The sequence below is a fragment of the Merdimonas faecis genome, from assembly GCF_001754075.1.
GTDB classification, from domain to species: domain Bacteria; phylum Bacillota; class Clostridia; order Lachnospirales; family Lachnospiraceae; genus Merdimonas; species Merdimonas faecis.
In genome coordinates this window covers 84,463-97,020 of sequence record NZ_MIEH01000025.1, presented here as the reverse complement: position 1 = coordinate 97,020, position 12,558 = coordinate 84,463, and the positions used below count along the sequence as shown (strand labels likewise).

Annotated in this window: 9 protein-coding genes; 1 reads left to right on the top strand and 8 read right to left on the bottom strand. The window is 47.8% G+C overall.

Translation table 11 applies throughout. The annotated features are described in order from the left end of the window. Positions 1–25: 25 nt before the first annotated feature. From BKD12_RS14035 to BKD12_RS14025, 3 genes are all read right to left on the bottom strand, one after another. Positions 26–934, bottom strand: coding sequence for a DUF2156 domain-containing protein (locus BKD12_RS14035; RefSeq protein WP_070089973.1), 909 nt, complete (start codon positions 932–934; stop codon positions 26–28). Positions 935–1,123: 189 nt separating this feature from the next. After that, on the bottom strand, positions 1,124–2,485 hold the full coding sequence (locus tag BKD12_RS14030) for a CHAP domain-containing protein (RefSeq protein ID WP_070089972.1): 1,362 nt from the start codon (positions 2,483–2,485) through the stop codon (positions 1,124–1,126). Between the two features lie 112 nt (positions 2,486–2,597). After that, positions 2,598–3,179, bottom strand: a complete 582-nt coding sequence (locus tag BKD12_RS14025) for a vWA domain-containing protein (protein WP_070089971.1) — start codon at positions 3,177–3,179, stop codon at positions 2,598–2,600. 177 nt (positions 3,180–3,356) lie between these two features. Between BKD12_RS14025 and BKD12_RS14020 the strand changes: the two genes are divergently transcribed. Beyond that, complete coding sequence (locus tag BKD12_RS14020; protein ID WP_070089970.1) at positions 3,357–4,148, top strand: YARHG domain-containing protein; 792 nt, start codon at positions 3,357–3,359, stop codon at positions 4,146–4,148. Between the two features lie 58 nt (positions 4,149–4,206). Here the strand turns inward: BKD12_RS14020 and BKD12_RS14015 are convergent, their stop codons facing one another. Genes BKD12_RS14015 through bsh form a run of 5 tightly spaced genes read right to left on the bottom strand, consistent with a single transcriptional unit; the run spans position 4,207 to position 12,522 of the window. Then, positions 4,207–6,663 (bottom strand): serine/threonine protein kinase, encoded by a 2,457-nt coding sequence (locus tag BKD12_RS14015; RefSeq protein ID WP_070089969.1) that lies wholly within the window; start codon positions 6,661–6,663, stop codon positions 4,207–4,209. 23 nt (positions 6,664–6,686) lie between these two features. Further along, complete coding sequence (locus tag BKD12_RS14010; RefSeq protein ID WP_070089968.1) at positions 6,687–8,333, bottom strand: serine/threonine protein kinase; 1,647 nt, start codon at positions 8,331–8,333, stop codon at positions 6,687–6,689. A 9-nt stretch (positions 8,334–8,342) separates the two neighbouring features. Continuing rightward, on the bottom strand, positions 8,343–10,067 hold the full coding sequence (locus BKD12_RS14005; RefSeq protein WP_070089967.1) for a serine/threonine protein kinase: 1,725 nt from the start codon (positions 10,065–10,067) through the stop codon (positions 8,343–8,345). Between the two features lie 3 nt (positions 10,068–10,070). Further along, positions 10,071–11,525, bottom strand: coding sequence for a hypothetical protein (locus BKD12_RS14000; protein WP_141736954.1), 1,455 nt, complete (start codon positions 11,523–11,525; stop codon positions 10,071–10,073). Further along, positions 11,497–12,522: a choloylglycine hydrolase gene (gene bsh / locus BKD12_RS13995; RefSeq protein WP_070089965.1), complete on the bottom strand. Its 1,026-nt coding sequence runs from the start codon at positions 12,520–12,522 to the stop codon at positions 11,497–11,499. The genes BKD12_RS14000 and bsh overlap by 29 nt, the downstream gene beginning before the upstream one ends. Positions 12,523–12,558 lie beyond the last annotated feature (36 nt).

Sequence of the window (12,558 nt, the reverse complement as noted above, 5' to 3'; positions counted from 1 at the left end):
TAGTTTCTTTATTTTTATGCTTCTTTTATGCTTCCTTTTCTGTGACCCTTCCCTTTTCTACCATAAATACAGGGCGGTAGGAAAGCTTTGCCTTCCGGAGCCCTTCTGCTCCGGTATCTTCCTCCCGGTTGATATACTGGTAGTCCATACACTCGTGTTCCACAAACTGCTGGTTGATCATCGGATAGGCACCCTGCACCTCTGCAAACGCCTTTTCAATATGCACTACAAAAGTATCGGAACATACCGGCTCTCCCAGAGTAAAGGCCACCACATCTCCGTCGATCCTGAGGACTCCGCCGGTCAGCTTCAGTTCCTCGAACAACCGTAGTGAATTTAATGTCACACAGATCTCTCCCCGTTTTTCCGGGTCATCTTCACAGCCGTTTTCATTCCGCCACTTCAATGCCATCTGAAAGCAGTCTTCAATATTCTCTTTTGACAGCTTTTCGTAGCTCCACCGATCTTCATACATACTTTTAAACTTATTAATATGATTTCTTTTTCCATGAAGCTTCTTGCCGGACAGGGTCGCCAGCTTTTCTGTCTCATACACATAGTCCGCAATGTCCCGGTTATACTCGATCTCAAACCGCCCCGGATACCACGCCTCCAGCGTCTCAAAATGGTCCGGCGTCACGTTGTATAAGGAAAACGGAAATCCCTTTTCTTTACTGTACTCCATCAACACTTCCAGTGCCTTTTTTACATGTTCAGGTTCGCCTGCCGGATATGCATAAGACAGATGAGTCTCATCCTCACTCTTGAACACCAGTGCATCCTCTACGATGGCCCAGGTCACCGGATACTGCCGGGACCACAGGTACACATTGGCAAATGTCCGTTCGCAGCTTCTGCTGGTGTGATGGTCAAAATAATGGGTAATGATCTCCCTGTCCACAAGCTCCGGACGCTTAAACTGTATCTCACTCATAAATTCTACCTTCTTTTGATTTTTATTGTCAAATGCTTATATACGTTCAATAGTATAACACACTTTGTCCTCTTTTTTGGAGACCCGTTTGAATTTTTATAAAAATTTATGAAAACGGGATCCCCGTCATGGAGATCCCGTTTTCATCTTGTTCTGTCCGTTTACTATATTTTTGTTCTGTAATCCCATCTACTCTACTGTGATCGTGATCGTCGGAATGCCGTCTTCCAGGTTCCACTGAAGCTCCCCGATGCCGTCCCATGTGGCAGTCATATTATTTTTGTCCTTGCATACCCCTGCTCCGGATACACCAAAGACTGCATCTGCCGCCTCTTTTGCGCCTTCATAAAACGCTTTGCTTTCTGCCTCGTAAGAGCCGTCCGGATAGGTATATTTCCAGGTAATTGTCTCCACGCCGTCCTCTCCCAGCCTGGCCATTACCGGCGCCATTGTACTGAACGCTCCACAGCGCTCCGGCGCGTAGTATTTTTTATTTCCGTCTTCCTTCTCCGGCTCCCACATCCTGTCATATAAAACCTGCTCGCTGGATCTTGCCAGTTCCTGTAAGGACATCCATCCTTCTTTCCCGTATTCCAGAGACGGAGCCGGTCCGCAGTCCTTACTCATAAGATCTGTATCATCTGTCTCAGCCGCCGGAGCCGTACCGGTTGTTGTAAAGGACTCCTTAGCGCCCTGGTATTCGGTTCCGTCATAGATTACATAGAACTGATAAGAGTATTCCGTTCCCGGTGTCAGAGTCACGCCCAGCTCTCCATTAAAATCATACCAGATGTTGAATCTTTTCTCGTCTCTGGAACAGCTTTCTTCATGCCTTTTGATCAGATTACCGTTTCCATCATAGATATAACATCCCACTGTCTGTACATGAAGCTTTTCCGGATTGTTGACTTTCGTATGGATCACCGCATTGGTATCATACCGCTCCAGGCTGTGATAGTTGAATGAGAAATCGTGAGTTGTATCTGTCTGAGAGTTTTCTCCTTCATTGCCGCTCCAGCGGAAGAAAGTATATCTGGAGTCATCCACGTCAACAGTAGCCCCCACCCATGCTTTATCATACGCACCATTCCAGGCGTTCTGCTGGATCACGGTTATGGTATCGCCGTTTACTTCTTTTACGATGGCCCAGTGTACGCTCTTGTCATCCCGGAGAATATCTCCCACCTTCGGGCTGTTTGTCTTGCTGAAACTTCCCTGATCGATCAGCGGAGTAGATGTCGTCGTATTTAAGTTATACACGTCCCGTCCGTATACCTGGCTGTAAAACCGTTTTACAAAAGCCGCACAGGAATAAGTCGTGTCTGTATCTGTTCCCGAGCCATAAGGTGCATACAGCGCTTCAACTGTCACGCCGTTCACTGTGATACTGTCTACAGCTCCGCCTGCGATCGATACGAAGCTTCCGTTTTCCATCTTAGCCTCTGCGGTTCCCGGCGCCGCGGCAAGTCCAATGATCACGGCCGCTGCCGCAATCCCCATCTTCATTCCCATTGCTTTCCATCCTCTTTTTACCATTTCTCTCTTTAACATAATCATTTCCTCCTGGTTTTATTTTCTGATTTTCCTTGTTTGATTTTCTGTTTTGGTTGCTTTGTTGTTCTTGATGATTTTATGATACATCCCGGTTTTGCAAATTTGTTTTTCAGCTTCTGCGAAGACTGGAAAAGCAGCTTCCGGCCATTAAAAAGCTTTCCCTGATTCCTTCTGCCGTGTCCGGATAACAGGTCGTATTCTCTTTTCGGATCCCGGTATCCTCTGCCAGCTTTATCATCTCCATATCCGTTCCAAAGAACAGGATCACCCATCCCTTCTTCTGCTTTTCTTCGATCAGCTTTTTGATCTGCTGCCTGCCATACTGCACACTGGCATTTTCCATCCCGTCTGTAATAATGAAAACCAGCACCTTCTCCTCATAATCGCCTTCTCTCCCTTCCAGGAGACTGTCTGTCTGGTGAAACACTTTTCCGATGGCGTCAAACAGCGCTGTGTTTCCTCCTATATAATAATCCTGTTCTGTCAGTTCTTCTGTTTCCCGGATCGGCGTATGGCTATAGAGGACATCACACTGATCACTGAAAAGTGCTGTCGTAATGTACGCCTCCCCAGGCTCCCTTTTTTGCTTCTCCAGCATCTGATTAAAGCTTCCGATGGTATCCTTTCTTTTTTTATACATAGATCCGCTTCTGTCTAAGATACAAACCATTTCCGTTGCTTTCTTCTTCATCTCTTTTTCCTCCTTATAAAATGATGTCCCCGTGTTCATCTGTGATTTCATTCTAAATCACAAATAAAAAAATCTGTGTCCGGGACCCGAAACACAAATTTGCAAAACTGTGGTTTATCATAAAATCATCAAGAAAAACAAACACCGGCAGCGCCGGATATCAAGGAGGAAATTATTATGAAAAAAAGATTTGTAAAAGGATTATTATTTGTAACAGCACTCGCAGCTATGACTCCGGTCACCACATTCGCAAAAGGAAACGAAATTCTTGCTTCCAGCGACACAAAAGTGATCTCAGAAAAGAAAATCGAGAAATTATCCGACTGGGAACTTCGGGCGGCGCGCTATGAAATCACCGCCAGACATGGAAAAGAAGTCTATTCCGAAGACATGAAAGAATATTTTGAAGGAACCGGCTGGTACCAGCCGACAGAAAGCTATGATCCGACCTGCCTGTCCGAGATCGAGAAACAGAACTTAGACGCTCTTTATAGAGAAGATCTTTCCCGCCGCCAGGAGGATGCAAAAGAACGGTTCGAAGAAAACCAGCGGATTTCCGAAAGCGGAGACGTACAGGTCATGTCTTCTTCCTACGTATATATCGAAAGCCCTCTGTACTACGAAGACATGGTAGGCACCTGGGTAGACAACACAGATCCGGAATATCCGACCGTCCTGAAAATCTGGGAAGACAACGGAAACTTTTACGGACACTACAGCTGGTTTTCTCCCGGCAATGAAAACGGCATCGGCTTCGCCAACACCTACACCGAGTGGGGCAAATGGGATGGGTACCTGGACGTAGCTTACGAAAACGGATACCTGTCCTTCCACAACACCACAGACCCTGCCTCCACAGTTTTTGCAAACTTTCAGTACGACGTCATGAACGATTCACTCGTAGAGATCAGCAGCTATGGCATCAGCCATACCTTTACCAAAGACGACACATTTGAATATACATTGTAAACTATTACGTGACTGGGGACGGGGGATTTTTAAAAATCCCCCGTCCCCAGTCACGTAATTACGGCCAATATGGATTACTTTCATAGACATTCTGTGACACAATCGTAATCTCGTAATCAGAGTCTTCACTGTCAGAGAACATTAAGGTAGCGTCACCGCTTATGATAAATGTATTATTTTTTGCACGCTCAATATCGGCCTCAACCTCATCCAGCATTTCCATCGTGTCTGAAAATTCTTTCTCTTCTTCCCCCTGTATAAATGCCGTCACGCTTAATGCCAGTTCTTTCAGAGAAGCGCTGCTTCCCTTCTCACGGTAGACCATGACTCCAAGCATCTGGTGATTGACTGTGTCCGAGTTCACAGTTAGAAAAACTCCTTCTGAAACCTGATAGCGCTCTTTATGAACAAACGATGTAAGGATTCCTCCATACCCATTTACTTCCACTTGATTATTGTCCTCTGTCTCCAGAAGCTTCAGATCATATCCCCGTTCTTTCATCTGGCTTACAAAAGTATCCTTATCTGTCACGAAACGGACAAAATTGCAGGGTTCTCCCCATTCTTCCACGGCTTCTTCCTCTAATTTGTAGACAGTCTCCTGCCGGCTTCCTAACAAGGACATCTCTTCATCCCTGGTTTCCTCCACAGAGGATGCATGTTCTTTCACAAATGTAAGAAACTCCTGACAGCGCTTACTGTCTCTGGGATAATTTCCTGCATAGGTCACACCCTCTTCCAGAGCCCTCATATCTCTGCTTCTGCCGGAAATTTCCACTTTTAAGAGATCCTGATTATTCTGCCGGGTATTCTCCCTCTGAGCTGAAGATATCACTTCTGTCGGCAGGGAAAGTAAGATTTCATATCCACCGGGAAGCGTCAGGCTGTACATCTTTCCAAACACGTCTCCCTCATTCTCCTGAAAATCCAGGTTTACCATCCCTTCTGCTTCCTCTTTCGTCAGATAGGTTTCGGAAAGAAGAACAGGTATCATTTTTTCCAGAAATCTGGTACAGCGTTCTCTGGATCCCTGGAAAGAAATATTCTGCAGCTGACCGTCAGAAGGATCATAGCTCACTCTTACCTCTTCTCCCGTCTTTCTTGTATAGTATTCTTCCTTCTTTGACAGATATGTGGTGATCTCTTTTTCACTGTCCTTCGTCACAGAACCGGCTCCGCTCCAGTATTCTGCCGAAAGATCTGTTTTCCCTTCCAGGTCCATATAATACTGCAATGCCTCCATCGCTGTATGCACATCCAGATAAAACCCATTTTCTGTCCCATAAAACTCCGGACAGTGCTCCATATCTTCTTCTTTCAGATCATAATAGTCCTGACTGTCTTCGCTAGACACATCATCCCGTTCTCCGTAAGTTTCCAGGAAAGTAAGAACCTTATCATATCCGCTAGATTCCCTGGTCAGTACTGCTTCTTTAGTCCTGTCTTCATACTCATTTCTGTCTCTTTTCACCTGCCACAGGATCACCTCTTCCCGGTGTGTCTCCCGATAGATCCAGAATCCTCCCGCAGTAATCCCACATACCGCTGCCAGGATCACAGCCGCTGCCGCCAGTCTTTTCAACAGATATCTTCTGCGTCTTTTCTTTCCGGACACGCCAGAACTCCTGGCAGTTTCAAGCCACGCATCTCCCCAGATATGACGGGTCACTCCCATCCATTCGTCCTCCGAAGTCTCAGAAAGTCCCATGCTTTCTTTCATGTTCTGGATACTGAAAAACCTCCGCTGCGGTTCCATGGCAAGACCTTGCAGCAGGGCCTCTTCTACATTTGCCGATATCTTAATATACCGGGACGGCTTTTTCAGCCTGCCGGTCTTCTCCCGTTCCTCTGTTTCCGGCACCGGACGTCCTGTCAACATCTCATACCACATGGCACATACAGCATATACATCACTCCAGGGACCCGTGACCCCTTCCTTTTCTGTCTGCTCCGGAGCAAGGTAACGCGACCTCTCCCCTTCCAGAGCCGGCGCCCCTGGAGCCGCCAGATTGCCTTCTTCGGTTACCACCAGCGTATCCGGCGAAAGATTCCCTGCAATCAGCCCCAGCGCATGAATCTGTTCCAGTCCCTCCAAAAGAGAAAGCCATAAAGACTCTGCCCTTGTCTGCGACATCCTGGCATTCTTTTTACAGTAGGTTCTCATCGTCTGTCCGGTCAGATACTCTGTGACCATATAACCGCTTTCTTCCGATTCATAATAGTCTCTGACGCCGGGGATCCCGGGGAGATCGAATTTTCCAAACAGGAGCCTTGCCTCTTTTTCCCCCTTTTCCTTCCAGGCGTCTTTTGAATATACACGCAGCCACACTTTCTGCTCCAGTATCAAATCATACCCGATATAACGGACAAAATCTGTCCCCGCCATGCTTACGGCGCCCACCAGATACTTTTCTTTCAATATGGTATAGGGTTCCAGCCACTCCTCTTTCCAGTCATATTCCCAAATACCCTTGCGGCAGGCAGGACAGACTGCTCCTTCTTCTATTTCTTCCATACAAAAAACACATCGTTCTCGACTCATTCTTCTACCCTCAAAGGCCAGTAATAAGGGCCTTTCGTATATCCGCCGACATCATGCGGATAAAACTCATATCCCTTCAGCCCGTCTTCGGTCTCTCTTTTTCCAATATTGTAGCAGGAATTTCCCCGCGTCCATTCCTCAAAAAGTTCCGGCTCTTCTTCCTTTCTTGTCAGATAGGACGCCACTGACCGCGCCAATGCCTCGGTCTCTTCTTCATTCTCTCCATCTCCGGCTGCCATAACAGAAAACAGTTCCTGATCAACCACGTCGCTTTGAAGGATCAGTACCTGCCCGTTTGGATTCTGATATCTGCTTTCCCGCACGAACTTCGTCAGAACAGCACCATATTTTTCCACTGTTACTGTATTGGTATCCTTCTCATTTTGAAGCTCCAGTTCCTGCCCGTTCTTCTCAAGCCATTCCAGAAGTCCGTCCCTGGTTTCGTGCAGACGGAACTGGTTGCAGGGTTCTCCCCATTCCTCCACTGCTTCTGTCGGAAGAGTATATACCATGGATGTTCCCTGTTCCGGAAAAAACTCATTTGGTTCTGTCTCTTCTTCCGCGACAGCATTGTCTTTCACAAACGTCAGAAATTCCTGATACTTTTCCGTCTCTTTCCCATAATTGCCGGCATAACTTTTAAGAACTGCTTCTTCTTTCGCAATCCTGTACTGCCAAATGCCTCCGGCTGCTGCAATACAGACAATGACCGCCGCGGCTATGATGATCATCATTTTCTTCTTTCCCTTTTTTTCTCCCTTCGGTTCCTCCTCCAAAAAGGCCTCTTTCAATTCCTTTACGGATCGGAATCGGTGGATCGGCGTCAGCTCCAGACCTCTGCAAAGGACTTTTTCTTCCTCCGGCGTGATCTCGGCGCCATAGGCAGACGGAAGATAAAGCTGGTCTTTCTGCATCCGTTCTATGGATGGCTGCGGACGCACTCCCGTCACCATTTCGTATAGGGTCGCACAGACGGCATAGAGATCCGTCCAGGGCCCCTGGGGGCCATGTCTTAAATACTGCTCCGGCGGTGCATACCCTCGCTTTACCAGCACAGTCATCGTTTTTTCCGTATCCAGGTACCCCCTGGCCGCCCCAAAATCAATCATTTTAAGAGTCCCGTTTTCCTGCATCATCAGATTCGACGGGTTAAAATCCCGGTGAATAATCCCCTTTTCATGTACTTTTTCCAGTCCATCCAATACCGGGAGCATCAGCTTCCAGGCCTCCTGAAAGGAAAGTGGCTCATCCAGACGCTCCAGATACCGGTCCAGTCCCATTCCCCTGACATGCTCCATCACCAGATACGCTGTCTCGTTTTCTTCGAACCAGTCCAGCACCTTTACTACCGACGGCACTTCTGACAGGGCAGACATTCTCCGTGCCTCAGAAAGGAAATCTTTCTTTCCTTTCTGATAAACCTTCCTGTCATTTTTCTCTCTGGGCAGTGTCAGGCTTACCTCTCCCTTTTCTGCATCCCGGTATGCCAGATCCATGGGAAAATATTCCTTGATCACCACAGTCTGCGACAGTTTCAGATTTCTCGCCAGATAAGTGATGCCAAATCCTCCGAATCCAAGCACCTGTCCGATTCTGTATTTACTTTTTAAAACTGTTCCTTCCCTCAGATTCCGAACCGCCATGTGTGCCTCCTATCTGGATCTGATATCCATCAATACCACATTTTCCTCCGACAAATACAGGCTGAGATAACAATTAGCATTCAGTTCAATGTATACCGAATCTTCCTCTTTCTTGAGATATGCCAACAGTTCCTGGATCTCTTCGTCAGAGAGCGCCGTCTCAGGAGCCAGGACATACAGAAATTTCGGAAGCAGCTTCTCAATTTCTCCCTTCTCGATACGCAGAGAAATTTCATTCACCCACCCGGTCTTCTCGTCAAAACAAATCTCTGCACTCCTGTCACCATACCGGTATGTATCTGTCTGCTGTGCCGTGGTTGATATGGGATAAGAAGGGAGCGTGGAAACGTATACCGCCCCATAAAAGCTGGACTCCTTCTCTTCATATTCTCCAAGATAAGTCTCCACCGCCATCGCCGCAGTATCCTTTTTTACCGCAAAACATTCTCCTGGGTCCTCGCTGTACTCCCAGTCTTCCATGGCCGGCTGCAGAAGGTTGTAGTCCTTTGTCCCATTCTCATACTCACTTACCTCATAAGCGTGTTCCTCCAGGTAAGCAATCGCCTCTTCATACTCTTTGCTGCCCTTCATTTCTACGGTCTTCCACTCACTGGTCAGCATCTCTGCGCGGTCCTGCTTTAACCGGTACGCCAGCACCTGCTCCGGATGTGTCCTGCCATAGATCCACAGGCCTCCCGCACCTGCTCCTGCGACTCCCAGGAGCACCAGCAGCATGACTGATGCACGTTTTACCCAGCGCCATACTCTGCTCCTTTTCTCCTCTCTGGCACTGCCTCTCTCCACTTCTGTGGTAATCTGAATCCAGAGCTCTCCCCAGATCCTACGGTCTTCTTCATCCTTCTCTCTCTCTGGATCTCCCAGCGCCGCCAGCAAATTCCCCATACTGAAATACCGTCTCTGGATCTCCAAAGACAATCCCCTGAGGAACACTTCTTCCATTCCCGCCGGCACACGGACATACTCTGACGGCGGCTTTAGCGTATCCTTTTTCATCCGGTCCGGCGCAGCCGGCGCCTTCCGTCCAGTCACCATCTCATACCACACGGCACAAAACGCATAGATATCCGTCCATGGTCCAATCTTTTCTTTTTCCTGATAAAGCTCCATCGGCGCATATCCGGGCTTTAATTCTTTTTCTGTACGCACTCCGCCTTTCCTGGCCGCTGCTCCAAGGTCGATAAGAGAAAGCTTTCCGTCTGCCGCAAACAACAGATTGTCCGGACTGATATCACAGTGAACGATCCCTTTGCTATGTAAGCCTGCCGCCGCCTTCATCGCCGGAAGCAAAAGATCTTTTGCCTCACTCGCCGGTATCGTGCGATGGTTTTTCAGATATTCCTTCAGGCTTCCGCCCTCCAGATATTCCAGCGCCAGATACTCACGTCCATCTTCTCTGAAAACCTCTTTTTTCTTTACCAGCCCCGGAATTTCTCCGGCTGCTTCAAAAAATTCCGCTTCCCTGCCCGGCGTTTCTTTCTTATAGGCCTTTATAGCCGCCTTTTCTCCGGCCTTTTCATCCCATGCAAGGTAAGTGACGCCAAAGGCCCCTTCTCCCAACGCCGCGCCTATCAGGTAACGGTCATAAAGTATGGCATACGGCTGGATCCATCCCGGCTTCCACTGATACTGCCAGGGCCCCTTCCCGCAAGCCGGACATTTCTTTTCTTCTGTCGGCATTTCCTGCATACAGAAGATACAACGCTTTGTCTCCATGGATTACTTCCTCCCCAGGTACTCCGCCAGTTCCTCCTGGTGACAGTATGCATCCCGGTATACTTTATACAGATAAAAATTCTGTCCTCTGGTCACCTGCCGGTCCACATGCTCTTCCAGCACGGCAAAGGGATCCTTACTGCGGAGAAATTCTATGACAAACCGGTCAAATCCCACTCCTGGATTCAGCTGTCCGAATCCGCAGTTCTCCAGGATCCGGTTCATCCGCATCAGCGTAATTTTGTTATCATCATCCAGGGTAATCTTCATTTTCACAAACAGCAAAAATGTGATCAGAGTCTCCCGGTTGATATCCCGTTTTCCGGTAATAAATTCCCGGAAAAAGTCCTCCCCGGACCTCCCTCTCTGGTAGAGCTTCGCCGCCTTTTTTTCATCTCTTTCATATTCCTGGTTCCGTTCCTCTTCCTTTCTGGCCTCTTCTTCTTCCTTCCCGCGCAGCTTTTTTAACGCTTCCTTCTTCTCATTCTCGCCTGGATTTCTCGTACAGTATCCCAGAGAATGAGCGATACGGATCTTCAGGTTCTCCGGCCAGTCTTCTACCGGGCCGTACAGTTCAAACACCAGCTCCAGCCAGTCTACCGACACATACCCAAAGTAAAAATAGTTAAACTCATCAAAGATTCCGCCTGGCGTCAGAGCTGTATTTTCCAGAAGTTCTTTTTTTTCTTCCAGGCTCATCCGTCCCTTGCTTTTCTGCGCGTCCCTTTTCAGCGCTGTCAGCGGCTTCAGAAAATTTAACTCCTCAAGAGCCAGCCGCTCCAGATAGCCCCGCTCATCTTTATCCAATGCACTGCCATACTGGCGGAGCATCCGCTCGGATGTCTCACAGCTTTCATAATAATTTTCACATTTCTGCCGTATGTAAAGATCCAGATATTTGCAGAAATAATACCGTGCCTTTTCCCTCACTGCCGAAAAATTTTCTACGTTCTGATCCATGAACCGGTAAAAATCTTCATCATTTTTGCTCTCAACGATCCCTGTCTCCATGAAACGGGTCAGCATCTTTGTTTCCATGCCATCAGAAGATGAATTGTCCCTGACATAAGCCTCCAGCTGTTTTAATGTAATCTTTCCGCCTGGAAATATCTGCTTCGATGGATCAATCTTTCCACGATAACGCTCCATATAATCATGGTACAGCTTCTTCCATTCTTCATAGGACAGGCCATGGCTGAAGGCATAGATCAGCCCCGCCTCATAAAGGCTCCTTGCATAAAGGCTTTCAAAGCCCTCCTCTTTCAATCTTTCGTTCACCTGTTCAAGATCCATCTCCTGTGCAAAGCCTTCTGCCAGCACCGCAAGCCTTCCCGGCAGCGGATATTCCCCCTCGCCTGCCAGGAATCCCTCTCCGGAATCCAATACGTTCATAGTAAGCTCTGTAACCGCCGCCTCAAACAGATAGCTTTTATCCTTCATTCCTCTTATTTCCTCCATTCTGCCAGATCACCTGCTGCCGTCTTTTCACTTCATAAACAGACAGAGTTCTCCCGTTTATATCCTCCTGAAACAGATCCACTCCGCAGATCTGCGAATCATCATATGTCTTATAATAGTATATCCCTTCCCGGGGCCGGATACAACAGGTATAAATAGTGGTCTCATATTTTCCCTCCTCCGTCTGTACGGATCCCCGCACCATACTGACACCGTCCAGGATATGAAAAAACTGAGAGATTTCCGCCTCTGCATCTTCGCCGCACACGGAGTTCCACTTCAGGAAACAAGCCCTCACGAACCGGGAAGCCGGCGAAACATCTCCGGGAAGCCCGATGGCTCCCATTCCCTCTCCATAAGGAGTAAGCCCCCATTTTCCCTGAAAGCCTGCGCTTTCCAGCCTCTTTGCAAAATGGTTTTCTGGCGTTTCCGGTGACAAATGCAGAAAATTCCGGATATAGTCCAGGTGAAAAGGAAACGGTGGATTGTTGGTCAGAACGCCAATAGGATTGGGATAAATTTTTACCCCTTCTTCCACCGCCTCCACCACATAACAGCTGGCTTGATCTGCCAGCATCCAGTGCAGGGGTGCAGGCGGCATCTGTTCTGTAAATGCATCTCCTGTGATATTCACCTCTCTCAGCATCTGGACCGCCTCATCCGCACTCTCGCTTTTTCCGAGCAGCCATGGGATCAATTCATAGGATGCTATGTTTATTTTCCCATGTTTAAAGTCTTGATAGCATGCATTTCCAGGGAAGTTCAGCCCGGCTATGCATACTCCTTTTTCATTCGCCGCCTCTGCATACAAAGGGTAATTCTTTGTTACATTTGCCATCCCGATCATGGCGTAGTGCTCCGAAAGATCCGGAAGATACCGGAAATGAAAAGGATAGTTTCTCGGCGTAACGGCAACCTTTTCCCCGAAAGACACGTCCAGATCCAGATTTCTCCCAAAATAAAATTCATTTGCACGAAACGTAATACAGGTACACATCATTTTCCTCCTGTTCCAGATGAGCTTTGCCTGAAT

Bases quoted from the DNA above. Each gene is read 5' to 3' on its own strand.
- BKD12_RS14035 (WP_070089973.1), bottom strand. From the start codon at position 934: ATGAGTGAGATACAGTTTAAGCGTCCGGAGCTTGTGGACAGGGAGATC.
- BKD12_RS14030 (WP_070089972.1), bottom strand. From the start codon at position 2,485: ATGTTAAAGAGAGAAATGGTAAAAAGAGGATGGAAAGCAATGGGAATG.
- BKD12_RS14010 (WP_070089968.1), bottom strand. From the start codon at position 8,333: ATGGCGGTTCGGAATCTGAGGGAAGGAACAGTTTTAAAAAGTAAATAC.
- BKD12_RS14005 (WP_070089967.1), bottom strand. From the start codon at position 10,067: ATGGAGACAAAGCGTTGTATCTTCTGTATGCAGGAAATGCCGACAGAA.
- BKD12_RS14015 (WP_070089969.1), bottom strand. From the start codon at position 6,663: ATGGAAGAAATAGAAGAAGGAGCAGTCTGTCCTGCCTGCCGCAAGGGT.
- BKD12_RS14025 (WP_070089971.1), bottom strand. From the start codon at position 3,179: ATGAAGAAGAAAGCAACGGAAATGGTTTGTATCTTAGACAGAAGCGGA.
- BKD12_RS14000 (WP_141736954.1), bottom strand. From the start codon at position 11,525: ATGGAGGAAATAAGAGGAATGAAGGATAAAAGCTATCTGTTTGAGGCG.
- BKD12_RS14020 (WP_070089970.1), top strand. From the start codon at position 3,357: ATGAAAAAAAGATTTGTAAAAGGATTATTATTTGTAACAGCACTCGCA.
- bsh (WP_070089965.1), bottom strand. From the start codon at position 12,522: ATGTGTACCTGTATTACGTTTCGTGCAAATGAATTTTATTTTGGGAGA.